This is a genomic window from Janibacter sp. YB324 (genome assembly GCF_014217915.1).
Lineage (GTDB): Bacteria > Actinomycetota > Actinomycetes > Actinomycetales > Dermatophilaceae > Janibacter > Janibacter indicus.
On record NZ_CP060120.1, the window covers coordinates 2,089,816 to 2,113,203 of the forward strand.

Below are 23,388 nucleotides of genomic sequence, written 5' to 3' on the forward strand. Positions count from 1 at the left end.
CAGGCATACTGCAGCCACGACGAGAGGACAGGAGGGCGCCGGATGGCTGGCCCGACGACCCCCTGGCGGATGCCCGCCGAGTGGACCCCGCACGAGCGCACGTGGATGGCCTGGCCGAGCAACGGCTACACGCTCGGCGACACCCCCGAGGAGATCGACTCCGCGCGCAGCACGTGGGCCGCGGTGGCCCGGGCGGTCGCCCGCTTCGAGCCGGTGACCATGGTCGTCGCGCCGAGCGACATCCACCGCTGCCGCGAGTACCTGCGCAACGACACCGCCCACCCCATCGACATCGTCATCGCCGACCTCGACGACGCGTGGATGCGTGACATCGGGCCGACCTTCGTGCTCTCCCCCACCGGGGAGCTCGGTGGCGTCGACTGGATCTTCAACGGCTGGGGGGCGCAGGAGTGGGCCACCTGGGACCTCGACGCGCGCATCGCCTCGCGGGTGGCCGACGCGGCGGGGGCCCACCACCTGCCGTCGTCGATCGTCAACGAGGGCGGCGGGATCCACGTCGACGGCGAGGGCACGGTCCTGCTCACCGAGACCGTCCAGCTCGACCCCGGTCGCAACCCCTCGGCGACGAAGGGGGACATCGAGGCCGAGATCGGCCGACAGCTGGGGGTCGACACCTTCGTCTGGCTGCCGCGCGGGCTGACCCGGGACTACGACGAGTTCGGCACCCGCGGGCACGTCGACATCGTCGCGACCTTCACCGCGCCCGGCCGCGTGCTGCTGCACTGGCAGGGGGACGAGTCGCACCCCGACCACGCTGTGAGCCGTGAGATCGAGGCGGTGCTGCTCGCGGCCCGCGACTCGGCAGGTCGCCCGCTCGAGGTGACGCGCATCCCGGCACCGCAGACCCTCACCGACGACGAGGGCCCGGTTGACTGGTCCTACGTCAACCACCTCGTGTGCAACGGCGGCGTCGTGGCCTGCGTCTTCGACGACCCCCACGACGAGCGCGCCCTCGAGGTGCTCCGCTCGGTCTACCCGGGCCGCGAGGTCGTCGGCGTCGACGCCCGACCGCTCTTCGACCGGGGTGGAGGCATCCACTGCATCACCCAGCAACAGCCAGAGTCCGCATGAGCTTCTCGTCCTTCATCCGTTCGCGCGCGGACCTCCTCGCCTACGTCCCGCTCGCGGTCGCGACGACCGCCGCCGACGTCCTCGGTCGTGACCGCACGCACGCGGCGACCAAGGTGGCGCTGGCCCCGACGCTCGCCGCCGGGGTGCTCGCCACCCGCTCGCAGCGCTGTCCCAAGCGCACCGGGGCCCTCCTGGCCGCACTCGTGGGCTCGACCGTCGGCGACTGGTTCATGTACCGCTCGAGCCGGACCGAGGGCGACAGCTCTCGTGCCCACATGCGGCTGGGCGCCAGCGCCTTCGGCGTGCAGCAGGTCGGGCTCGTCGGGCTGCTGCTGCACGACGGGGCGCGGCCGCAGCCGGTGCCGTCGGCCGTCGCCGCGACCACCCTCGCCGGCCTGGCCGTCCTCGACTCCGACGGCGGCGCTCCCGACCCGGTGCTCACCGGCTACGGCCTGCTGCTCGGGTCGATGTCCGCGTTGGCCATGGGTGACGGTAAGCGTCCGCGCCACGGACGGGCCGTCGCGCTCGGTGGAGCGCTCTTCCTCGTGTCCGACGCGGCGATCATCGTCGGGCAGCAGTACGCCAAGACCCCTCGCGCACAGGCGATCTCGTCCGTCGTGATCCTCTCGACCTACACGGCGGCGCTCGGCCTGCTCGTCCACGGGCTGCGCGACGAGGGCTGAGGGGTCGCGGCTGGCCCCCTTCGTCGTTACTGTCGGGTAATGCCCCTCTCACCCCGCCCGAAGTACACCCCGGCCCTGCGTGGCCGTCGCGTCCTCATCACGGGTGCGGCGCGCGGCATCGGTGCCGGCCTCGCCGACCTGCTCACCGCCCACGGTGCCCGCGTGGCACTGGCCGGGTTGGAGCCCGAGCTGCTCGCCGAGGTGGCGCAGCGCAACCACGCGCCGTGGCGCGAGTGCGACGTCTCCGACCCCGATGCCGTCGACCGTGCCGTCGAGGAGCTGGTGACCGAGCTCGGCGGTCTCGACGTCGTCGTCGCCAATGCCGGCATCGCCAAGCAGCTGCCGATCATCGGTGGCCAGCCCGACGTGATGGAGGCCCACCTGCGGGTCAACACCCTGGGCGTCTTCTACACGCTGCGTGCCGCCGGGCCGCACATCACCCACCCGGGCGGCTACGCCCTGGCCACCGCCTCGCTCGCCGCAGCGGTGCACCTGCCGCTCCTCGGGGCCTACAGCGCGAGCAAGGCGGCCGTCGAGGCCATCGGCAACACCTTCCGTCAGGAGATCAAGCCGACTGGCGCCAAGGTGGGCGTCGCCTACTACTCCGAGCTCGCGACCGACATGACCAGCCGCGGCTTCGACACCGTCGCCGGCAAGAAGCTCACCGGCGGCGGCACCGTCAGCGGTGTCGCGCCCGTCGAAGCGGGTCTGCGCGCCCTCGAGCGAGGCATTGCCAAGCGGTCGCGGCGCATCGCCGCGCCGGGCTGGGTGCCGCCGGTCGTCCCCCTTCGTCACGTGGCCCAGCGGGTCATCGAGCTCAAGCCGACGCCCGAGCTCGAGGAGTCGCTCGACATCGCCCGCACCGAGCAGGTCGACTACACGACCGCCCAGCCCACGACGTCGAGGAAGGCCCTGTGACCGCCCGGATCGCGCCGGGCAACCTGCGCGAGCTGGGACCGGTGCGGTGGGGCTTCGCCCGTGCCGCCGGACGGGTCACCGGCACCGAACCGCCGGCCATCTTCACCACGCTCGGGCGGACCAAGGGGCTGTTCACCGGCTGGCTGCACTTCGCCGGTCGCCTCATGCCCTTCGGTTCTCTCGAGCGAAGGGAGTCCGAGCTGGTGATCCTCACCGTCGCCACCGCACGCGGCTGCGAGTACGAGCGGGAGCACCACCGCCTGCTCGGGCAGCGTGCGGGCCTGACCTCGGCCGAGATCGAGGGGATCCTCGCCGACGAGGTCGTCGCGTCACTCAGCCCCCGCGAGCGGGTGCTGCGCGAGAGCGCCCAGGCGCTCGTCGCGACCAAGGACCTCGACGACGAGCAGTGGCGGCGACTTCGGTCGGTGGCGAGCGAGCGGGAGTCCATCGAGCTGCTCCTGCTCGTCGGCCACTACGACATGCTCGCCACGACCCTCACGACCCTGCGACTGCAGCCCGACAAGCACCGCTGAGAGTTGTCCACAGATGTGTGACGGGCCCTCGGTGTGTCGGTCGAAGGCGCGTATCGTCGAGGGATGACGGCGATGGATCTCGAGCGCAAGGTGCGGCAGCACGACAACGACATCTCGGCGCTCTACACGATGATCGCCGACATCCAGAACACGCAGCGGCGCCACTCCAACCGCTTCGACGAGCTGACCGAGGACGTCGGGGCCCTCGCTGACCGGATGGGCTCGCTGGAGAGCAGGTTCGGTTCCCTGGAGACCAAGGTGGGCTCGCTCGAGACCAAGGTGGGCTCGCTCGAGACCAAGGTGGGCTCGCTCGAGACAACGGTCGGATCTCTGGAGACCAAGGTGGGCTCGCTCGAGACCAAGGTGGGCTCCCTCGAGACAACGGTCGGATCTCTGGAGACGAAGGTCGACTCCCTGGAGACGAAGGTCGACTCTCTCGGGACCAAGATGGACCAGGTGCTCGACCTCCTGCAGCGCTGACCTGTCGGTGGTGGGTGGCAGGCTGTCCCCTACCATGACCGACGACGTCCTCGACCGCTTCTCCCCTGCCACCGCGACGTGGTTCCGCGACAGCTTCGCCGAGCCCACGCAGGCGCAGGTCGGTGCCTGGAGCGCGATCAGCGCTGGCAGCCACGCGCTCGTCGTCGCCCCGACCGGCTCGGGCAAGACCCTCTCGGCCTTCCTCTGGGCGCTCGACCGACTCGCGTCGACACCGCGACCACAGGACCCGCTGGCTCGCTGCCGCGTCCTCTACATCTCGCCCCTCAAGGCGCTGGCCGTCGACGTCGAGCGCAACCTGCGCGCCCCGCTCGTCGGTATCGGGCACGCCGCTGACCGGCTCGGGCTGCCGGCGCCCGAGGTCTCGGTCTCCGTCCGCTCGGGAGACACCCCGGCCGCCGAGCGCCGGGCCTTCGCCAAGACGCCGTCCGACGTCCTCATCACGACGCCCGAGTCGCTCTTCCTCATGCTCACCTCGGGCGTGCGCGATGCCCTGCGCGGGGTCGAGACGATCATCATCGACGAGATCCACGCCCTCGCCGGCACCAAGCGCGGGGCCCACCTGGCGCTCTCGCTCGAGCGCCTCGACGCCCTGCTCGAGCAGCCCGCCCAGCGCATCGGGCTGTCGGCCACGGTGCGCCCGGTCGACGAGGTCGCGCGCTTCCTCGCCAGCGGTCGACCCGTCGAGATCGTCCAGCCCGAGTCGACGAAGCAGTGGCAGCTCGACGTCGTCGTCCCCGTCGCCGACCTCACCGAGCTCGGCGAGCCGACGGGCGACCTCTCCGGCGCCGCGGCGGGCGAGGAGCGACGGGCGTCGATCTGGCCGCACGTCGAGGAGCGGGTCGTCGACCTCGTCGAACAGCACCGCTCGACGCTCGTCTTCGTCAACAGCCGCCGGCTCGGCGAGCGGCTGACCGGCCGGCTCAACGAGATCCACGCCGAGCGCGTCGCTCCTCCCGAGGCCGCCGAGGCGCCCCTCCCCAGCCGGCCACCCGCCGAGGTCATGGCCCAGTCCGGCGCCTCCGCGGGAGCACCACCCGTCCTGGCCCGGGCACACCACGGCTCGGTGAGCAAGGAGCAGCGGGCCCTCATCGAGGAAGACCTCAAGGCCGGCCGTCTCCCCTGCGTCGTCGCGACGAGCAGCCTCGAGCTCGGCATCGACATGGGCGCGATCGACCTCGTCGTCCAGATCGAGTCGCCGCCGTCGGTCGCCTCGGGCCTGCAGCGGGTCGGTCGTGCCGGCCACCAGGTCGGCGCGGTCAGCCACGGCGTCGTCCTGCCGAAGTTCCGCGGCGACCTCGTCCAGTCGGCCGTGGTCGTCGAACGCATGCGGGCCGGGCAGATCGAAGCCCTCCACATCCCGGCCAACCCGCTCGACGTCCTCGCCCAGCAGGTCGTCGCGATGTGCGCGCTCGACGACTGGCAGGTCACCGACCTGGAGGAACTCGTGCGGCGAGCCGCCCCCTTCGCCTCGCTGCCCTCGACCCTGTTGCACGCGACGCTCGACATGCTCGCCGGGCGCTATCCCTCGGAGGACTTCGCCGAGCTGCGCCCGCGCATCACCTGGGACCGGGTCGCCGGTACCGTCGCCGGCCGCCGCGGCGCCCAGCGTCTCGCAGTGACGAGCGGCGGCACGATCCCCGACCGGGGTCTCTACGGCGTCTTCCTCGCCTCCGGCGACGGTCCCGGCCGTCGGGTCGGCGAGCTCGACGAGGAGATGGTCTACGAGTCGCGGGTCGGCGACGTCTTCACCCTCGGCACGAGCAGCTGGCGCATCGAGGACATCACCCATGACCAGGTCCTCGTCACGCCCGCGCCCGGGCAGCCCGGCAGGCTGCCCTTCTGGCACGGCGACCAGCTGGGCCGGCCGGCGGAGCTCGGGAGCGCCGTCGGTGCCTTCGTGCGCGAGGTCGGCGGTCTCGACGCCCAGGGGGCCAGGGCTCGCCTTGCGGAGGCCGGCCTGGACGAGTGGGCCCGGGACAACCTGCTCGCCTACCTCGAGGAGCAACGCGCCGCCACCGGTCACCTACCCGACGACCGCACGATCGTCGTCGAGCGCTTCCGGGACGAGATCGGCGACTGGCGACTGGCGCTCCACTCCCCCTTCGGTGCCCAGGTGCACGCCCCGTGGGCGCTGGCGATCGCCGGGCGCATGCGAGAGCGCTTCGGCGTGGACGTGCAGGCGATGCACGGCGACGACGGGATCGTCCTGCGTCTGCCCGATCTCGAGCTCGACACGCAGGGCTTCGCCGAGGTGCTCGACCTCATCACCCTCGACCCGAGCGACGTCGAGCGCGCGGTCACCGACGAGATCGGTGGCTCGGCCCTCTTCGCGGCCCGCTTCCGTGAGTGTGCCGCGCGGGCCCTGCTCCTGCCGCGCCGCCGACCGGACCGCCGACAACCCCTGTGGCAGCAGCGCCAGCGTGCCGCCGCCCTCCTCGAGGTCGCCAGCGGCCACGCCGACTTCCCGATCGTCCTCGAGGCCGTGCGCGAGTGCCTCCAGGACGTCTTCGACGTCCCGGCCCTGACCGAGCTCATGAGGCACATCGCCGGGCGCCGGATCACGCTGGTCGACGTCGAGAGCCCGCGCCCCTCCCCCTTCGCCGCGTCGTTGATGTTCGGCTACGTGGCGCAGTTCCTCTACGAGGGAGACTCCCCGCTCGCCGAGCGTCGCGCCGCGGCGCTGACCCTCGACCCCACCCTGCTCGCGGACCTGCTCGGCCGCGGTGAGCAGCTCTCGCTGGCCGACCTGCTCGACCCGGCGGCCGTCGAGCGCACCGCCGCCGAGCTGCAGTGCCTCACTCCCGAGCGAGCCGCCCGTGACGGCGAGGACCTGCTGGACCTGCTGCGCGTCCTGGGGCCGCTGTCGCTCCAGGCGCTCGGCGCCCGCAGCCGCCTCGGCACCGAGGCGGTCCGCACCGCGCTCGCGGAGCTCGAGGACAGCCGCCAGGTCATCGCGGTGCGCGTCGCCGGCGAGGACCGCTGGGCCAGCACCGAGGACGCCGCGCGCCTGCGCGACGCGCTCGGCGTCAGCCTGCCCCCCGGGCTCGCCGAGTCGCTGCTGCAGCCGGCCGCAGACCCCCTCGGGGACCTCGTCACCCGCTACGCCCGCACGCACGTCCCCTTCGCCTCAGCCGACCTCGCCGCCCACTACGGCCTCGGCCGAGCCGTGGCGACCGACGCCCTGCGACGCCTGGTGCAGACCGGCCGGCTCGTCGAGGGCGATCTCCTGCCGGTCGAGTGCGGCGGCCGCGGTGGTGAGTTCTGCGACGCCGAGGTCCTGCGGGTGCTGCGCCGGCGCTCCCTCGCGGCGCTGCGTCACGAGGTCGAGCCGGTCGAGCCGAGGCAGTACGCCCGCTTCCTGCCCGGGTGGCAGGGCGTGGGGCGCCGCATGCGCGGACGCGACGGCGTGCTGCGGTCCGTCGAGCAGCTGAGCGGCGTGGCGGTGCCGGCCAGCGCCCTCGAGTCGCTCGTCCTGCCCTCCCGGGTCGACGACGCCATCGCCCCCGTGCTCGACGACCTCATGGCGACGGGCGAGGTGCTCTGGGCCGGGCACGGCAGTCTGCCCGGTGACGACGCATGGATCAGCCTGCACCTCGCCGACGGTGCGGCGACGACCCTCCCGCTCCCCGACACCGCCGACCTCGGCGCGATCGAGTCCCGCGTGCACGAGGCCCTGGCCGGAGGTGGCGCCTACTTCTTCCGCGACCTCTCCGACGCACTCGCCCGCGAGCGGACCGAGGGCGAGGAGCGGGTCGACGACGAGGAGCTCGCCGACGTGCTGTGGTCGCTCGCGCACCGGGGGCTGGTCACCGGCGACACCCTCGCGCCCGTACGTGGACTGCTCGCCGGTGGCCGCAGCGCCCACAAGCCGCAGCGTCGTCCCGCGACCCGTGGCCGCTACGGCGGTCGGCCTCGGCTGGGCCGACCCACGGTCCCGCAGCGCAGCGGCCCGCCTCGTGCCGCCGGGCGCTGGTCGGCGCTGCCCGTGGCCGAGAGCGACCCGACGCTGCGCATCCACGCGGCCGCCGAGGGGCTGCTCGACCGCCACGGCGTCGTGACCCGCGGCGCCGTCGTCGCCGAAGAGGTCGAGGGCGGGTTCGCCGCGATCCACCGCGTGCTCGGCGCCGCCGAGGAGGCCGGTCAGGTGCGACGCGGCTACTTCATCGAGGGCCTGGGCGCCTCGCAGTTCGCGGTGCCCGGCGCGGTCGACGAGGTCCGCTCGGCCGCGGCGCCCGACGGGGCCGTCGTGCTCGCCGCCACCGACCCCGCCAACCCCTGGGGTGCGGCCCTGCGCTGGCCCGAGCGCGACGCGGGCGGGCACCAGCCCGGACGCAAGGCGGGAGCGCTCGTCGTCGCCGTCGACGGACGGCTGGTGCTCTACGTCGAGCGCGGCGGCCGCACCCTGCTGTCGTGGCCGAGCGACGACGAGACCCTCGAGGCCGCGGCGCGTGGCCTGGCCGACGCGGTGCAGCGCGGGGCCCTGGGTCGGCTCACCGTGCAGCGCGCCGACGGGGCGGCCGTGCTCGGCTCGCAGGAGCCACTGGCCCGCGCCCTCACGGGCGCGGGGTTCACGATGACCCCCCGAGGGCTGCGACTGCGCCCGGGCGGGCGAGGCTGACCGTGCCCGAGGGCGACACCGTCTGGCGGACGGCTCAGCGACTGCACGCGGCCCTCGCCGGCACGCCCGCAGCGCTCGTCGACCTGCGGTGGGGCGAGGCCGACGAGGCGCCGTTGGTGGGGGCGGTCGTCGACGAGGTCGTGCCCCGCGGCAAGCACCTGCTCCACCGGTTCACCACCGGGTGGACCCTGCACACGCACCTGCGCATGGAGGGCTCCTGGCGGGTCGAAGCTGCCGGCTCCGAGGCCGCGCGGCGCTCCCTTCGCCGGTCCGACCTGCGCGCGGCGATCGGCAACGACCAGTGGACGACGCTGGGCCTGCGTCTCGGGGAGCTCGACGTCGTGCCGCGCACCGAGGAGCACCGACTCATCGGGCACCTGGGTCCCGACGTGCTCGGTGACGACTGGGACCCCGACCTCGTCGCCCGTCGCCTGACCGGCCAACCGGCCGGCACCTCGATCGCGGCGGCGCTCCTCGACCAGCGGGTGCTCGCGGGGGTCGGGACCTTCTGGGCCAGCGAGGCACTCTTCGCCCAGCGCCTGCACCCGTGGCGAGACGCCGGCGGTCTGCCCGCAGAGACGATCGCCGCGCTCGTGACCCGGGTGCACGAGCTGATGGACCGGGGCAAGGAGCACGCTGTGCAGTCCTCGACCGGGGTGCTGCGCGCCGACCGCCGGTCGTGGGTCCACGGACGCTCCGGGCTCCCCTGCCGACGCTGCGGCACGACGGTTCGGGTGGCACCGCTCGGCCGTGCGGGCCCGGATCGGGTCTTCTTCTCCTGCCCGAGCTGTCAGGGTGGGCTCGCTCCGACCGACGACGGGCGAGTGCAGGGGCCGCTGGGGTCCGGTCGCCGAACCCGGCGCTGAGGCGGCGGGAGCGTCAGGCCGCGGAGACGACGTCGTCGTCGCGCGCTGCCACCGGCAGGGTGACCGGCGCGCTGGAGCGCTCGGCGCGGTCGGCCCGCTGGGCGATCTCGGTGAAGACGTGCGACATCGGCATCTCGAGGGCCGCGCAGATCGAGGCGAGCAGCTCGGAGCTGGCCTCCTTTTCGCCGCGCTCGATCTCGCTCAGGTAGCCGAGGGAGACCGACGCCTTGGCCGAGATGTCACGCAGGGTGCGCCCCTGGGAGCGGCGGGCATCACGCAGCACGTCACCGAGCTCCTCGCGCAGCAGCACCACCATGGGGGTCACCTCCTCGACATCTACTACGTCTGGGTCCACCGTACCCCGGCCGGCCCTCAACGCTCAGGTGTGCCCCCGTCAACGGTCAGCACGACGTCACGGGCCAAGTCGAGCGCGGCGGCGACCGCGCCCGCGCGCACGGCGGCACGCCCTCCGGTCAACGCCAGACGTCGCGTGCGTAGTCCCCCCGGCCAGGCGCAGGCCAGCCACACGGTGCCCGCCGGGTGGCCCTCGCTCGGGCCGGGGCCGGCGACACCGGTCGTCGCGAGGGCGACGTCGACGCCCAGGGCGCGGCAGGCCCCCTTCGCCATCTGGGTCGCCACCTGCTGGTCGACGGTGCCGACCCGGCCAATGAGAGCGGGGTCGACCTGCAGGAGCGAGATCTTGACCGCCGGGTCGTAGGCGACGACGGAACCGGCAAAGGTGGCCGACGCCCCCGGGACCTCGACCACCGTCGCCGCGAGCAGCCCGCCGGTCAGGGACTCGGCGGTGCCCAGCGACCAGCCACGCGCCCCGAGGGCCGCGAGGAGATCTGCTGCGTCAGCGTCCACCTGCGGCCTTGCGCTCCCGCTTCATCCGCGCACGGTCACTCGTCGACCGCAGGGTGAGCGCCTTCATGACGTAGTCGACGGCCGTCGCGACCGTGACAACCAGCGCCGCGATGAGGATGACCCACGCCAGACCCCGCCAGAGCTGTTCGAGGGGGAAGGCCGCGAGCGGCAGGACGAAGAGTCCGATGGCCAGGGCCTGCAGGAAGGTCTTGAGCTTGCCGCCGCGGCTGGCCGGCATGACCCCGTGCCGGATCACCCAGAAGCGCATGAGCGTGATGCCGAGCTCGCGGGCGAGGATGACGACGGTGATCCACCACGGGATCTCGCCGATCATCGACAGCGTGATGAAGCCGGCACCGGTGAGCGCCTTGTCGGCGATCGGGTCGGCCACCTTGCCGAAGTCGGTGACCAGGCCCTTGGCGCGGGCGAGGTCCCCGTCGATGCGGTCGGTGATGATGGCGACGGCGAAGACGCCCCAGGCCCACCACCGCGTGCCGGTGTCGTCGCCGCCGTGGCGCAGCACCAGCCAGACGAAGACCGGCACGAGCAGGATGCGCATGACCGTCAGGGCATTGGGGAGGTTCCACGGGCTGGGGGCCGGGGTCGTGCTCTCGGTGCTCATGCGCGTACCTCCGCCATGAGGTCGATGCCCTCGGTGCCCACGACCTCGGCGGTGACGAGCGCGCCGACGACCAGGTCGTCGACCTCGCCGGTGAGCAGGGTGACGCCGTCGACGTCGGGGCCCTGGTGGGCCGCACGACCGACGACCTCGCCGCTCTCCTCGTCGACCTCCTCGACGAGCACGGTGACCTGCTCGCCGATGCGCTCCTCGGCGCGCTGGGCGGTCAGCTCCTCGACGAGCCGGGTGAGTCGGTCGACCCGCTCGGCGATGACCTCGGGATCGACCTTGTCGGTGAGCAGCTCACCCTCGGTGCCGTCCTCGTCGGAGTAGCCGAAGACCCCGACGACGTCGAGGCGCGCCGCGACGAGGAAGCGCTCGAGCTCGGCGACGTCCTCCTCGGTCTCGCCGGGGAAACCGACGATGACGTTGGAGCGGATGCCGGCCTCGGGCTGATTCTCACGGATGCCCTCGATCAGGCCGAGGAATGAGTCGGTGTCACCGAAGCGCCGCATGCGCCGCAACAGGGGCCCGGCAGCGTGCTGGAAGGAGATGTCGTACCAGGGCACGACGCCCGGGGTGCTCGCCATGGCGCGCAGGAGGCCGGGGCGGATCTCGGCCGGCTGCAGGTAGGACACGCGCATCCGCTCGATGCCCTCGATGGCGACGAGCTCGGGGAGCAGCTGCTCGAGCAGGTCGAGGTCGCCGAGGTCCTTGCCGTAGGACGTGGAGTTTTCGCTGACGAGGAAGAGCTCGCGCACCCCCTGGGAGGCGAGCCACCTCCCTTCGGCCACGACGTCGTTGGGCCGGCGCGAGACGAAGGCGCCCCGGAAGGTCGGGATCGCGCAGAAGGCACACCGACGGTCGCAGCCGGACGCGATCTTGAGCGGGGCCCACGGGCGGTCGTCGAGCCGGGCACGGGGCAGGTCGGCGGCGTTGTGCCCCGGGAGGGCGAGGTCGCTGGCATCGCGGTCGACCGGGGAGATCGGCAGCAGCTTGCGGCGGTCACCGGGGACATGGGCCTCGGGGGCGTGCCCGTCGAGCACCGCCCTCAGGTGGGCGCTCATGTCGGTGTAGGAGTCGAAGCCGAGCACCGCGTCGGCCTCGGGCAGCTCGTCGGCCAGCTCCTTGCCGTAGCGCTCGGCGAGGCAGCCGACGGCCACGACCTTTTGGGTGCGACCGTGCTCGCGCAGGTCATTGGCCTCCAGGATCGCGTCGATGGAGTCCTTCTTGGCCTGCTCGATGAACCCGCAGGTGTTGACCACCGCGACATCGGCCTGAGCGGCGTCGTCGACGAGGGTCCACCCCTCTGCGGACAGCCGGCCGGCGAGCTCCTCGGAGTCGACGTCGTTGCGGGTGCATCCCAGGGTGACCAGGGCGACGCTGCGGGTGGAGACGGACATGCCCCACACTCTAGGTGGCCCGGGGGCCGTCGGCCGACACGACGCGACCGGCCGGGCAACCTCAGGGCGTCAGCTGCGCGCCCGGCTCACCGTCAGGGCCACGAGCCGGGAGATCACCATCGCGACGTAGAGCACACCGCCCAGCTGCTCGACGATCGTCGCGGCCCGCGCATGGGGCTCGATGGCCACGACGTCCGACAGGCCGACGCTCGTGAGGTTGGCCGCCGAGAAGTAGAGCAGCTCGAGGAAGGACTTCGGCCCGATGCCCGTGTGCCCGTCGAAGGACCCCGGTTCGAGCGTCTGGATCGCGACGAAGAGATAGGTGAAGCCGAAGAGCAGCACGGTGAAGGCGGCGCCGACGGCGAAGAGCTCGTCCTTGGTCACCCAGGTGTCGGCGAACATGTAGGCCACGAGCCCGTAGGCGACGTACATGTAGAAGATCGCGAGCAGCAGGTGCGCGGCAAAGGTGACCGGCACGTTGCTCCGGTCGACCACCGACCACACCTCGAGGACGAAGGCCGGGAAGCCGATGCCCAGCGCCAGCCAGGTGAGGGCCGGGGTGGAGCGCACGACCCAGATGCCGAAGGTCACCGCGAAGAGCGACAGCGAGGTGATGACCGCCCGGCCCCAGTTCTCCGACTCCACCCAGGGCAGCAGCACGATCGCGAAGAGCTGGATGCCGACGAGGATTGCCGAGGGCTGCTTGCGCACGACGGCGGCCCAGTAACGGACCCCCGTCGGCCGCCTGTCGAGCTCGTACCAGACCTTCGTCATGGGGCAACCTTAGACTCGCGCTGTGCTCGTCGCCCCATTGCTGCTGCCGCCGCTCGTCGCCGCCCTCCTGCTGGTCGTGAGCGGGGTCGCCAAGGTCCGTCACCCCGAGGAGACGCGCAGCGCATTCGGCGAGCTGCGCCTGCCGCGGGCCGTCACCCGCTCCCCCGCCCCGGTCCTGCTGCCGTGGGCCGAGATCGTGCTCGCGGTGGCGATCGTCGTCACGCCGCCCCCCTTCGCGCTGGCCGTCTCGGTCGTGGTGTTGGCGCTCTTCGTCGCCTACCTGGTGGTGATCGTGCGTGCGCTGGGGTTCGGCTACCCGGTGACCTGCAGCTGCTTCGGCCGGCTCGGGCTGGGTGAGGTCACGCGCCGGACCGCGCTGCGCAATGTGCTGCTCGTCGTCGTCGCCGCCCTCGGCGTGTGGTCGGCCACGGCCGACAACTCTGTCGCGGCCCGCCTCCTCGATGCCTCGGCACAGACCTGGGTCTGGCTGGGTCTGGTCGTGCTGACCGTTGCCGTGGTCGTCGTCACCTTCGGCGGGGCGAAGGGGGGTCCGCTCACCCGCGAGCCGGTCACCGCTGACAGCGCGGACTCCGGAGAGGAGGCTGACTACGAGCGCCAGCCGATCCCCTTCGCCGTGCTGGAGACCGAGGACGGGCAGACGGTGACGATGCACGAGCTGACCAGCTCGGGGGCGGTGCTCCTGCTCTTCCTCTCCCCGTCGTGCGGCTCCTGCCTGCCGGTCATCGAGCGGTTGCCGGAGTGGGACGCCGGGCTCGGGCCGGTCTCCCTGCGGGCCGTGGTGTGGTCTCCCCTCGACGAGGCCGTGGCCGCCCAGCCCCACCTCGCCGGTCGCGTCCTGCGCGACCCCGACGCGATCACTGCCCGGATCTTCCGGGTCGGCACCCCGGGCGCGGTGCTGCTGGGTGCCGACGGAGCGCTCGCTGGCGGGCCGGTGCAGGGCGCCGAGGTCCTCGACTTCTACGAGGACGTGCGGGCCGAGCTCGTCGAGGCGGGCGTCGTGGATGACGGGCCCGTCGCCCCGGACGGGTCCGCCACGACGGACGAGTCGGTCAGCGACGGTCGGTGAGCGACCAGGCGTCCTCGTCGTCGTCCTCGGTCCACTCCTCGACGACCTCGGTCCCGATCGGGTCCGCCGCGTAGCGGTCGTGCGTGGCGGCCGGTGAGCCCTCGCGCAGGTCGATGACGTCGGTGTCGGTCGAGACGCCTTGGGCGGCGGGAGCCGCGTCGTCCTCGTCGGCATCCACCTCGGCGACCGGCTCCTCCGCGGCCGGCGGCTCCTCGCCCTTCATCAGGGCCAGGGTCGTCGGCAGGTCCTCGGGCGTGATGAGCACGTCGCGGGCCTTGGAGCCCTCGGAGGGGCCGACGACGCCGCGCGACTCGAGCAGGTCCATGAGCCGGCCGGCCTTGGCGAAGCCGACCCGCAGCTTGCGCTGGAGCATCGACGTCGAGCCGAACTGGGTCGTGACGACGAGCTCGGTCGCCTGGAGCAGCACGTCCAGGTCGTCGCCGATGTCCTCGTCGATCTGCTTCTTGGGCGTCTCGGGCGCGACGTCCTCGCGGTAGGTCGGCTTGAGCTGGCCGGTGACGTGACCGACGACCTGCTCGATCTCCGACTCGGTGACCCAGGCGCCCTGGACACGCATCGGCTTCGACTTGCCCATGGGTAGGAAGAGCGCGTCACCCTGACCCAGCAGCTTTTCGGCGCCGGGCTGGTCGAGCACGACGCGGGAGTCGGCGAGCGACGAGGTGGCGAAGGCCATGCGCGAGGGGACGTTGGCCTTGATCAGACCGGTGACGACGTCGACCGAGGGGCGTTGGGTCGCGAGCACCAGGTGGATGCCGGCCGCACGTGCCAGCTGGGTGATGCGCACGATGGAGTCCTCGACGTCGCGGGGCGCGACCATCATCAGGTCGGCGAGCTCGTCAACGATGACGAGGAGGTAGGGGTAGGGCTGGATGACCCGCTCGCTGCCGGGGATCGGCTCGACCTTGCCCGCCTTGACGGCCTTGTTGTAGTCGTCGACGTGCTTGTAGCCGAAGGTCGCCAGGTCGTCGTAGCGCATATCCATCTCGCGCACGACCCACTGCAGGGCCTCGGCCGCCTTCTTGGCGTTGGTGATGATCGGGGTGATGAGGTGCGGGATGCCCTCGTAGGCCGTCAGCTCCACCCGCTTGGGGTCGACGAGCACCATGCGCACCTCGTCGGGCGTGGCCCGCATGAGGATCGAGGTGATCATCGAGTTGACGAAGGACGACTTGCCGGAGCCCGTGGCGCCGGCGACGAGGATGTGCGGCATCTTCGCGAGGTTGGCGATGACGTAGCCGCCCTCGACGTCCTTGCCGACACCCATGACCATCGGGTGCTCGTTGTTGCGGGCGACGTCGGAGCGCAGGACGTCGCCGAGGCAGACCATCTCCTTGTCGGCATTGGGGATCTCGATGCCGATGGCCGACTTGCCGGGGATGGGGCTGAGGATGCGTACGTCGGCCGAGGCGACGGCGTAGGCGATGTTCTTCGACAGCGCGGTGACCCGCTCGACCTTGACACCGGGCCCGAGCTCGACGACGTAGCGGGTGACGGTCGGGCCGCGGTGGAAGCCGGTGACCTGGGCGTCGATGCCGAACTCGTCGAGGACGCCCGTGAGCGACTCGACGACCTTGTCGTTGGCCGCGGAGCGCTCCTTGTGCGGTGCGCCGGGCTTGAGGTACTGGCTGTCGGGCAGCGTGTAGGTGACGTCGCCGGCGAGGGCGAGCTGCTCGACACGCTGCGGCAGCTGGGTCGTCGGCGGCGGCTGCAGCTCGGTCTTGCCGCTGGGGACCGGCGCGACGGCCGGATTCTTCGTCGGGCGCTTCTCGCCCGGGCGCGGCCCGCCGGCCTCGGGCTGCGGGGTCTCGGTCGTCTCCTCGACGTCGGCGGCGGGTGCCGCCGACTTCTTGCGACGGCCCTTGCCGACCGGCTGCACGACGGCGGCCTGGTCGTAGGCGGTGTCGCCGTCTCGCTCCCCGGACTGCTCCTCGTCGGGGTCGATGGCGCGTCGGCGCCGGGCGCGGGTGACCGCCGCCTTGGCCGCATCGTGGCGGGCGTCGACGTCGGCTGCGGTGACGTGGCTCGGCACCTCACCGGTGAAGGCGGCGCGCACGTAGGCCAGCCGCTGCGGCACCTCGTGCAGCGGGGTGCCGGTGAGCAGCAGGAGGGCGAAGAGCCCCAGCAGGACGAGCAGGATCGTCGCCGGCCACTCGGTCACGGCCGTCGACAGCGGGTCGGAGGCGAGGAAGCCGACGATGCCCCCGGCGTCACGCATCGGGCCCGCGCCGTCGGGCGGCTGCGGGATGTCCTTGGCGATGTGCGTCAGGCCCGAGGCCGCGAAGAGCAGCATGACGCTGCCGAAGCCCAGCCGGGCGTCGGAGGCGGGCTCGCTCGCCGAGCGCAGCAGACGCACGCCGAGCAGGAGCAGGACGATCGGCAGCGCGTAGGCGACCCGGCCGAAGGTGCCCGCAGCCACCGCGTGCACGACGTCGCCGAAGGCGCCGCTGAGGCCCCACCACTCGCGCACGGCGACGACGAGCGCCAGCGCCAGCGCCAGGAAGCCCCAGCCGTCTCGGCGGTGCTCGGGCTCGATCTGGCTCGCGCTGGTGCCGATGCGGCGCACCCCGGAGCCGGTCGCGTGGGCGACACCCATCCAGGTGCGCTGGACCGCGGCGACGGGCAGGGGCAGACCCCCACCGGACGCGGGCTTGCGGGAGGAGGTCCTCCCCTTCGCGCTGCTCTTGGCGGGTGCCTTGCGACCCGACGGGCGGGTGGAGCCCTTGGGTCGGGAGCTGGCGCCCTTGCTGCGCGAGGTGGTCGACGGACGAGTGGCCATGTTCCGCAGGGTAGGCGAAAGCACCCTCTGACACACGCGTCACACGCGCACCACCGGCCACGGATCACAGCGGATAACCTCGCCCCGTGGACACCCGGACCCTCGTCGTCGTGCTCGCCGCGACCGTGTTCGGCACCCTCGCGTGGCGGTGGCTGCGCGCCGGCCACTACCGCCGCGATGACGAAGGGGGTCCCCTCCCCCGCCATCTCTGGGTCCCGGCGCTCGCTCCCTTCGTCGGGCTGGTCGTCGCGCTCGGCCTCGCCGACCGGCACTGGACGACGCTGCTGGCGCCGCTCGCCCTCGCCGCGGCCGGGCTCGTGCTCGCCGCGATCGACGCCGACGTGCACCGCCTGCCCAATGCCATCACCCTGCCGCTCGTGCCGGTCCAGGGGGTGCTCCTCACCGTCGCGTCGGCCGTGACCGGCGACTGGGGCGCCCTCTCCCGCGCGGGTCTCGCCGCCGTCCTCGTCGGGGGCGGGACCGTGCTGCTCGCCTTCGTCCTCTTCGGACGCTCGATCGGGATGGGCGATGCCAAGCTCATGGTCTCGATCGCCCCGACGCTCGCCTGGCTCGGCTGGAGCCAGCTGGTCGTGGGTATCTGGCTCGGCTTCGTCATCGGCGGGATCGCCGCTCTCGCACTGCTGCTCACGCGCAAGGCATCGCGCACGACGCAGCTCGCCTTCGGCCCCTACCTCGTGGCCGGCGCGGTCCTCGCGCTCGCCCTGGCCTGACGTCCACGAACCGAGACACGGCCGGCCGGGGCTCGACAGCGGCCTCCGGACGTGGGCTATGGTCTTGACCCAAGGTCACGAGTACCAGCGACAAGCCCCGGCTAGCTGGTCGGCAACCCTCCTCCGCGGTGGGGTGCTCCGGGTGACGACCTGGCCGGCGACAGACCGTCGCCCGGCAAGCGCGGACTCACGGTCGCCACCTGGGTCCCCGAAGGACCAGGAGCACCGTCATGACCATCTCCGACCTGCACCGCACGACCACCGCCCTGCCGCAGCTCGTCTCCGAGGGGCTGAGCTACCGCGACGAGGACGGCTCGAGCGTCGAGTACGCCCACCTCGACCACGGCGCGACGACGCCCGCCTTCCGGGCGGTCGCCGACGAGGTCGCCGCCGCGGCCGTCACCTACTCCTCGGTGCACCGGGGCGCCGGCTTCGCCTCCCGCGTGACCAGCTCGCGCTACGAGGCCGCTCGCGAAGCCGTCGCAGCCTTCGTCTGCGCCCGCACCGACGACCACGTCGTCTTCACCCGCAACACGACCGACTCCTTCAACCTGCTCGCGCGGGCGCTGCCCGCGGGCACCAAGGTCTTCGTCTTCGCCTCCGAGCACCACGCGGCACTGCTGCCGTGGGGTGACGCGCTGCGCCTGCCGGTGCCGCACAGCCACGACGAGGCCGTCGCCCTGCTCGAGCAGGCCCTGCGCAACCACCCGGCCGAGCACCGGCTCGTCGTCGCCACGGGCGCGTCCAACGTCACCGGCGAGCACTGGCCGATCGAGCGCCTCGCGGCGCTGGCCCACGAGCACGACGCGCGCTTCGCCCTCGACGCCGCGCAGGTCGTCCCGCACCGCCGGGTCGACATCGACGCCCTGGGCATCGACTACGTGGCCTTCTCCGGGCACAAGATCTACGCCCCCTTCGGTGCCGGCGTGCTCGTCGGGCGCAGCGACTGGCTCGACGCCGCGACCCCCTACCTCGCCGGAGGCGGGGCCACCGCCCGCGTCGGCCTGGACGAGACCGAGTGGACCTGTGGCCCCGCGCGCCACGAGGCCGGCTCCCCCAATGTCCTGGGCGCCGTCGCCCTGGCCACGGCCTGCGAGATCATCACCGAGCACGAGCAGGCGATCGTCGACCACGAGCAGGCGCTGCGCATCCGCCTGCTCGCCGGACTGCAGCAGATCCCCGGTGTGCACGTGCACTCGCTCTTCGGTGGTGGCGACGCCGCGCCCGTCGCCACGATCACCGTCGACGGCCACGACAGCAGCGAGGTCGCCCGCGTCCTCGGCGACGACCACGGCATCGGCGTGCGCGACGGCAAGTTCTGCGCGCACCTGCTCGTCGACGACCTCCTCGCGGAGCACGAGCAGGACACCGCCGTGCGGATCAGCGCCGGTCTGGGCACCACGACCGAGCACATCGACCGACTCCTCGGCGTCCTGCGCGCCCTGTGACCCTCCTCGGGTAGGGCGAAGGGGGACCCGGCAGGCCCCCTTCGCCCCGGCGTCCTCAGGCCTCGACGACCACCGGGATGATCATCGGGCGTCGGCGGATCTTGCCGCCGACCCAGCCACCGACGGCACGGCGCACGACCTGCTGCAGCTGGTGGGTGTCGGTCGTGCCCTTGCGGGCCGCCTCGTCGAGCGCCGCGATGATCTTGGGCTCGACCTGGGTGAAGATCTCGTCGTCCTCGGCGAAGCCGCGGGCGGTGATCTCCGGACCGGCGATGACCTTGCCGGTCGAGGAGTCGACGACGACCATGACGGAGATGAAGCCCTCGTCGCGCAGGATGCGACGGTCCTTGAGCAGCTCCTCGGTCGCACCCCCGACGCTCGAACCGTCGACGTAGACGTAGCCGCAGGGCACTGCCCCGGTGATGCGCGCGCGACCGTCGACGAGATCGACGACGACGCCGTCCTCGGCCAGCACGACGTGGTCGGGGTCGACGCCCGTCTGGATCGCCAGGTCGGCGTTGGCGACGAGGTGCCGCCACTCGCCGTGGACCGGCATGACATTGCGCGGCTTGACGATGTTGTAGCAATAGAGCAGCTCGCCCGCGCTGGCGTGACCGGAGACGTGCACCTTGGCGTTGCCCTTGTGCACGACGTCGGCGCCCAGCCGCATGAGGCCGTTGATGACCCGGTAGACGGCATTTTCGTTGCCGGGGATCAGGCTCGAGGCGAGCAGCACCGTGTCGCCGTCGCCGACGTCGATGCGGTGGTCGCGGTTGGCCATGCGCGACAGAGCGGCCATGGGCTCGCCCTGGCTGCCCGTGCAGATGAGCACGACCTCGTCGTCGGGGTAGTTGTCGAGCTTCTTGACGTCGACGAGGACCCGGTCGGGCACCTTGAGGTAGCCCAGGTCGGCGGCGATGCCCATGTTGCGCACCATCGAGCGACCGACCATCGCGACCTTGCGGCCATTGCGCTCGGCGGCGTCGAGGACCTGCTGGACGCGGTGCACGTGGCTGGAGAAGCAGGCGACGATGATCCGACGCTGGGCATTGCGGAAGACGGTGTCGATCGCCGGCCCGATCTCGCGCTCGGGGGTGGTGAAGCCGGGGACCTCGGCATTGGTCGAGTCGGTGAGGAAGAGGTCGACCCCCTCCTCGCCGACCCGGGCGAAGGCCCGCAGGTCGGTCAGCCGACGGTCGAGCGGCAGCTGGTCCATCTTGAAGTCGCCCGTGTGCAGCAGGGTGCCGCCCTCGGTGCGCACGAAGACCGCCAGCGCGTCGGGGATCGAGTGGTTGACCGCGATGAACTCGCAGTCGAAGACGCCGAAGCTCTCGCGCCCGCCCTCCTTGACCCCGAGGGTGAAGGGCTTGATCCGGTGCTCCTTGAGCTTGGCCTCGATGAGGGCGAGCGTGAGCATCGAGCCGACGAGCGGGATGTCGGGCTTGTGCTTGAGCAGGTAGGGCACGGCGCCGATGTGGTCCTCGTGGCCGTGGGTGAGGACGATCGCCTGCACGTCGTCGAGCCGGTCGAGGATGTACTCGAAGTCGGGCAGGATCAGGTCGACGCCCGGCTGATGGTCCTCGGGGAAGAGCACGCCGCAGTCGATGATGAGCAGCTGCCCCTGGTGCTCGACGACGGCCATGTTTCGGCCGACCTCGCCGAGACCGCCGAGCGCGACGACGCGCAGGGCTCCGTCGGCGAGCGGTGGCGGCAGCTCGAGGTCGGGGTGCGGGTGGCTCATGCGGCACCTCCGATCCCGGACGCGGCCAGACCGGCGCGGACGATCTCGAGGTGCTCGGCCGGCCCCTCGACGTAGGGCAGACGCACGGTGGCGTGGGAGATGACCCCGAGCTCGACGAGCGCGGCCTTGGCCATGATGGCGCCTTGCGACGTCGACATCAGGGCATTGGTCACGGGGATCAGGCGGTGGTGGATCTCGCGGGCGGTCGCCAGGTCACCGGCGTCGACGGCGGCGATCATGTCGGCGTAGTCGCGGCCGGCGACGTGGCCGACGACCGAGACGATGCCGTGGGCGCCCTGGGCGAGGTGGGCGAGGTTGTGCTCGTCGGCACCGGAGTACCAGAGCAGGTCGGTCGCGGCCATGACCTCGGAGGCGGCCCACAGGTCGCCCTTGGCGTCCTTGACGCCGAGGATCCGGTCGTGGTCGGCGAGCGCGATGAGCGTCTCCACGGCGAAGGGGGTCGCGGTGCGCCCGGGGATGTCGTAGAGGAGGATCGGCAGCTTCGCCGCGTCGGCGATGGCGCGCGTGTGGGCCAGCAGCCCGGCCTGGGTCGGCTTGTTGTAGTAGGGCGAGACGACGAGCAGCGCGTCGGCGCCGGCACGGGTCGCCGCGGCCGCCATCTCGATGGCGTGGGCGGTGTTGTTGGACCCGACACCCGCGGTCACCGCGAGCCGGTCACCCGCGGCGCGCTTGACGGTCTCGACCATCGCGATGCTCTCGGCGGAGCTGAGCGTCGGGGACTCGCCCGTGGTGCCGTTGACGACGACACCGTCGTGTCCGGTGGCGATGAGGTGCTCGACGACGGCGGCGACGCCCTGTGCGTCCACCGCGCCGTCTGGGGTCATGGGCGTCACCATCGCGGTGACCACCCGTCCGAAGGGGGAAGTCGTCATGCGGTCAGCGTAGCCGTCGGTGGTGGCGTCTATCGTGGCGCCATGCGTCAGTACCTCGACCTCCTCGAGCACGTCCGGGACCACGGCGTGGACAAGTCCGACCGCACCGGCACGGGCACCCGGAGCGTCTTCGGCCACCAGATGCGCTTCGACCTGTCGGAGGGCTTCCCGGTCCTCACGACGAAGAAGCTGCACCTGCGCTCGATCATCGGTGAGCTGCTGTGGTTCCTGCGCGGCGACACCAACGTGCGCTGGCTCCAGGAGCGCGGCATCAGCATCTGGGACGAGTGGGCCGACGAGCAGGGTGAGCTCGGCCCGGTCTACGGGCACCAGTGGCGCTCCTGGCCGACCCCCGACGGCGGCACGATCGACCAGATCGAGCGGGTCGTCGAGGGGCTGCGGACCAACCCCGACAGCCGACGGCACATCGTCTCGGCGTGGAACGTCGCCGAGATCGACTCGATGGCGCTGCCGCCGTGCCACACGATGTTCCAGTTCTACGTCACCCCGGCGGGCGAAGGGGGCCGCCCCCGGCTGTCGTGCCAGCTCTACCAGCGCAGCGCCGACATCTTCCTGGGCGTCCCCTTCAACATCGCCTCCTACGCCCTGCTGACGATGATGGTCGCCCAGCAGGTCGACATGGACCCGGGCGAGTTCGTCCACACGCTCGGCGACGCCCACCTCTACAGCAACCATCTCGACCAGGCCGACGAGCAGCTGACCCGATCCCCCGGGCCGCTGCCGCGGATGGAGATCACCCGGCGCGACTCGATCGACGCCTACGAGCTCGAGGACTTCACCCTCGTCGGCTACGAGGCTGCGCCGTCGATCAAGGCACCGATCGCCGTATGAGCCTCGCCCGACGCGTCCCCGACGAGCTGCGCGGCCGGGTCCCGCTCATCGCCGCGGCCTACGCCGTGATGACCCGCGAGGGCGCCTCGGGCACCGAGGTGCTCCTCCAGCTGCGGCAGGGCACCGGGTTCATGGACGGCTGGTGGGCCTGCGGGGCGGCCGGGCACGTCGAGGACGCGAGCGCCCCGAGCGAGGCCCTGCGCCTCGAGGTCCTCGAGGAGCTCGGTGTGCACGTCGGGGCCGCGACGCCCCTCACGATGCTCCAGCGCACGAGCGCAGCGGGCCGGCTCGAGCAGCGGGCCGACTTCTTCTTCCACGTCACCGACTGGTCGGGCGAGCCGACCGTGCAGGAGCCCGACAAGGCGGCCGACCTGCGGTGGTGGCCGCTGGCCCGGCTGCCCGAGCAGGTCGTCCCCCACGAGCGGGTCGTGCTGGAGGGCCTGCGCGACGGGAGGCTTCCCCCCTTCGTCGAGCTGGGGCACGACCAGCGCCTGGTGCTCGTCGCGGCGCTGGGGGCCAACCGCGCCATCGGGGTCGACGGCGGCATGCCGTGGCACCTGCCCGAGGACCTGGCGCACTTCAAGGCCCTGACGATGGGCGGCACGATGATCATGGGGCGACACACCTGGGACTCCATCGGCCGTGCGCTCCCCGGCCGCACCACGGTCGTCATCACCTCCGACCACGCGTGGTCGGCTCCCGGCGCCGTCGCCGTCCACTCCCTGGCGGAGGCGCTGACCGTCGCCGGACCGGGCGAGGTCTTCGTCGTCGGAGGTGGCGAGATCTACCGCCAGACGATCGGCCTGGCCTCGCGGCTGGAGCTGACCGAGATCGCCGCCTCGCCGCAGGCCGAGGTCTTCTTCCCCGAGGTCGACGACGGGTGGCGCGAGGTGCAGCGGACCCCCCGCGAGGGCTTCGACTTCGTCACCTACGAGCGTGAACCTCACCGGATCACCTCGACCTAA

The 23,388-nt window shown here is 72.4% G+C and carries 20 protein-coding genes and 1 riboswitch; of the genes, 12 read left to right on the forward strand and 8 right to left on the reverse strand.

Features of this window, described 5'->3' with window-relative positions; translation table 11 throughout:
* Positions 1–42 precede the first annotated feature (42 nt).
* From H7A72_RS10140 to H7A72_RS10170, 7 genes are all read left to right on the forward strand, one after another.
* Positions 43–1,092 carry an agmatine/peptidylarginine deiminase gene (locus H7A72_RS10140; protein WP_223277604.1) on the forward strand — a complete coding sequence of 350 codons (1,050 nt, stop codon included), beginning with the start codon at positions 43–45 and terminating at the stop codon, positions 1,090–1,092.
* Complete coding sequence (locus tag H7A72_RS10145; protein ID WP_185220450.1) at positions 1,089–1,775, forward strand: lysoplasmalogenase family protein; 687 nt, start codon at positions 1,089–1,091, stop codon at positions 1,773–1,775. The genes H7A72_RS10140 and H7A72_RS10145 overlap by 4 nt, the downstream gene beginning before the upstream one ends.
* A 39-nt stretch (positions 1,776–1,814) precedes the next feature.
* A complete protein-coding gene (locus tag H7A72_RS10150) occupies positions 1,815–2,693 on the forward strand; it encodes an SDR family NAD(P)-dependent oxidoreductase (protein ID WP_185220451.1) in 879 nt (292 codons plus the stop codon).
* Positions 2,690–3,226 carry a carboxymuconolactone decarboxylase family protein gene (locus H7A72_RS10155; RefSeq protein ID WP_185220452.1) on the forward strand — a complete coding sequence of 179 codons (537 nt, stop codon included), beginning with the start codon at positions 2,690–2,692 and terminating at the stop codon, positions 3,224–3,226. Before H7A72_RS10150 ends, H7A72_RS10155 begins: the two co-directional genes overlap by 4 nt.
* A 63-nt stretch (positions 3,227–3,289) precedes the next feature.
* Entirely contained in the window at positions 3,290–3,706 is a 417-nt protein-coding gene (locus H7A72_RS10160; RefSeq protein ID WP_185220453.1) for a hypothetical protein, read from the forward strand.
* A gap of 34 nt (positions 3,707–3,740) precedes the next feature.
* Positions 3,741–8,345: an ATP-dependent helicase gene (locus H7A72_RS10165; RefSeq protein WP_185220454.1), complete on the forward strand. Its 4,605-nt coding sequence runs from the start codon at positions 3,741–3,743 to the stop codon at positions 8,343–8,345.
* A 2-nt stretch (positions 8,346–8,347) separates the two neighbouring features.
* A complete protein-coding gene (locus tag H7A72_RS10170) occupies positions 8,348–9,211 on the forward strand; it encodes an Fpg/Nei family DNA glycosylase (protein WP_185220455.1) in 864 nt (287 codons plus the stop codon).
* Positions 9,212–9,224: 13 nt separating this feature from the next.
* On the opposite strand, the gene H7A72_RS10175 is transcribed toward H7A72_RS10170, so the two are convergent.
* The 5 genes from H7A72_RS10175 to H7A72_RS10195 form a co-directional block, all read right to left on the reverse strand.
* A complete protein-coding gene (locus H7A72_RS10175) occupies positions 9,225–9,524 on the reverse strand; it encodes a helix-turn-helix domain-containing protein (RefSeq protein WP_305066854.1) in 300 nt (99 codons plus the stop codon).
* A 59-nt stretch (positions 9,525–9,583) separates the two neighbouring features.
* Positions 9,584–10,078, reverse strand: a complete 495-nt coding sequence (locus H7A72_RS10180; RefSeq protein ID WP_072624990.1) for a CinA family protein — start codon at positions 10,076–10,078, stop codon at positions 9,584–9,586.
* The gene (pgsA, locus tag H7A72_RS10185) at positions 10,068–10,700 is read right to left on the reverse strand and encodes a CDP-diacylglycerol--glycerol-3-phosphate 3-phosphatidyltransferase (protein ID WP_185220456.1); all 633 of its coding nucleotides are present in this window, start codon (positions 10,698–10,700) and stop codon (positions 10,068–10,070) included. Before pgsA ends, H7A72_RS10180 begins: the two co-directional genes overlap by 11 nt.
* On the reverse strand, positions 10,697–12,100 hold the full coding sequence (rimO, locus tag H7A72_RS10190; RefSeq protein ID WP_185220457.1) for a 30S ribosomal protein S12 methylthiotransferase RimO: 1,404 nt from the start codon (positions 12,098–12,100) through the stop codon (positions 10,697–10,699). Before rimO ends, pgsA begins: the two co-directional genes overlap by 4 nt.
* Positions 12,101–12,169: 69 nt before the next feature.
* Entirely contained in the window at positions 12,170–12,874 is a 705-nt protein-coding gene (locus H7A72_RS10195; protein WP_084451316.1) for an ion channel, read from the reverse strand.
* Between the two features lie 22 nt (positions 12,875–12,896).
* Here H7A72_RS10195 and H7A72_RS10200 point away from each other — a divergent pair, with 22 nt between their 5' ends.
* The gene (locus H7A72_RS10200) at positions 12,897–13,961 is read left to right on the forward strand and encodes a MauE/DoxX family redox-associated membrane protein (protein ID WP_143445538.1); all 1,065 of its coding nucleotides are present in this window, start codon (positions 12,897–12,899) and stop codon (positions 13,959–13,961) included.
* Here the strand turns inward: H7A72_RS10200 and H7A72_RS10205 are convergent.
* Positions 13,945–16,758, reverse strand: coding sequence for a DNA translocase FtsK (locus H7A72_RS10205; protein WP_084451318.1), 2,814 nt, complete (start codon positions 16,756–16,758; stop codon positions 13,945–13,947). The two genes, H7A72_RS10200 and H7A72_RS10205, sit on opposite strands and share 17 nt — an antisense overlap.
* A gap of 86 nt (positions 16,759–16,844) precedes the next feature.
* On the opposite strand from H7A72_RS10205, the gene H7A72_RS10210 reads away from it, so the two are divergent.
* Positions 16,845–17,489, forward strand: a complete 645-nt coding sequence (locus H7A72_RS10210) for an A24 family peptidase (protein WP_185220458.1) — start codon at positions 16,845–16,847, stop codon at positions 17,487–17,489.
* 73 nt (positions 17,490–17,562) lie between these two features.
* A riboswitch (SAM riboswitch) is annotated at positions 17,563–17,677 on the forward strand.
* Positions 17,678–17,719: 42 nt separating this feature from the next.
* The gene (locus H7A72_RS10215; protein ID WP_185220459.1) at positions 17,720–18,937 is read left to right on the forward strand and encodes an aminotransferase class V-fold PLP-dependent enzyme; all 1,218 of its coding nucleotides are present in this window, start codon (positions 17,720–17,722) and stop codon (positions 18,935–18,937) included.
* A 55-nt stretch (positions 18,938–18,992) separates the two neighbouring features.
* On the opposite strand, the gene H7A72_RS10220 is transcribed toward H7A72_RS10215, so the two are convergent.
* On the reverse strand, positions 18,993–20,678 hold the full coding sequence (locus H7A72_RS10220; protein WP_185220460.1) for a ribonuclease J: 1,686 nt from the start codon (positions 20,676–20,678) through the stop codon (positions 18,993–18,995).
* Entirely contained in the window at positions 20,675–21,571 is an 897-nt protein-coding gene (dapA, locus tag H7A72_RS10225) for a 4-hydroxy-tetrahydrodipicolinate synthase (RefSeq protein ID WP_084451353.1), read from the reverse strand. The genes H7A72_RS10220 and dapA overlap by 4 nt, the downstream gene beginning before the upstream one ends.
* A 42-nt stretch (positions 21,572–21,613) precedes the next feature.
* Between dapA and H7A72_RS10230 the strand changes: the two genes are divergently transcribed.
* Both H7A72_RS10230 and H7A72_RS10235 read left to right on the forward strand, forming a co-directional pair.
* On the forward strand, positions 21,614–22,423 hold the full coding sequence (locus H7A72_RS10230; protein WP_185220461.1) for a thymidylate synthase: 810 nt from the start codon (positions 21,614–21,616) through the stop codon (positions 22,421–22,423).
* Positions 22,420–23,388, forward strand: coding sequence for a dihydrofolate reductase (locus tag H7A72_RS10235; RefSeq protein ID WP_185220462.1), 969 nt, complete (start codon positions 22,420–22,422; stop codon positions 23,386–23,388). The genes H7A72_RS10230 and H7A72_RS10235 overlap by 4 nt, the downstream gene beginning before the upstream one ends.

Coding starts and splice junctions, on each gene's coding strand:
- H7A72_RS10140 (WP_223277604.1), top strand. CDS start 43: ATGGCTGGCCCGACGACCCCCTGGCGGATGCCCGCCGAGTGGACCCCG.
- H7A72_RS10145 (WP_185220450.1), top strand. CDS start 1,089: ATGAGCTTCTCGTCCTTCATCCGTTCGCGCGCGGACCTCCTCGCCTAC.
- H7A72_RS10150 (WP_185220451.1), top strand. CDS start 1,815: ATGCCCCTCTCACCCCGCCCGAAGTACACCCCGGCCCTGCGTGGCCGT.
- H7A72_RS10160 (WP_185220453.1), top strand. CDS start 3,290: ATGACGGCGATGGATCTCGAGCGCAAGGTGCGGCAGCACGACAACGAC.
- H7A72_RS10165 (WP_185220454.1), top strand. CDS start 3,741: ATGACCGACGACGTCCTCGACCGCTTCTCCCCTGCCACCGCGACGTGG.
- pgsA (WP_185220456.1), bottom strand. CDS start 10,700: ATGAGCACCGAGAGCACGACCCCGGCCCCCAGCCCGTGGAACCTCCCC.
- rimO (WP_185220457.1), bottom strand. CDS start 12,100: ATGTCCGTCTCCACCCGCAGCGTCGCCCTGGTCACCCTGGGATGCACC.
- H7A72_RS10195 (WP_084451316.1), bottom strand. CDS start 12,874: ATGACGAAGGTCTGGTACGAGCTCGACAGGCGGCCGACGGGGGTCCGT.
- H7A72_RS10205 (WP_084451318.1), bottom strand. CDS start 16,758: ATGGCCACTCGTCCGTCGACCACCTCGCGCAGCAAGGGCGCCAGCTCC.
- H7A72_RS10215 (WP_185220459.1), top strand. CDS start 17,720: ATGACCATCTCCGACCTGCACCGCACGACCACCGCCCTGCCGCAGCTC.
- H7A72_RS10220 (WP_185220460.1), bottom strand. CDS start 20,678: ATGAGCCACCCGCACCCCGACCTCGAGCTGCCGCCACCGCTCGCCGAC.
- dapA (WP_084451353.1), bottom strand. CDS start 21,571: ATGACGACTTCCCCCTTCGGACGGGTGGTCACCGCGATGGTGACGCCC.
- H7A72_RS10230 (WP_185220461.1), top strand. CDS start 21,614: ATGCGTCAGTACCTCGACCTCCTCGAGCACGTCCGGGACCACGGCGTG.
- H7A72_RS10235 (WP_185220462.1), top strand. CDS start 22,420: ATGAGCCTCGCCCGACGCGTCCCCGACGAGCTGCGCGGCCGGGTCCCG.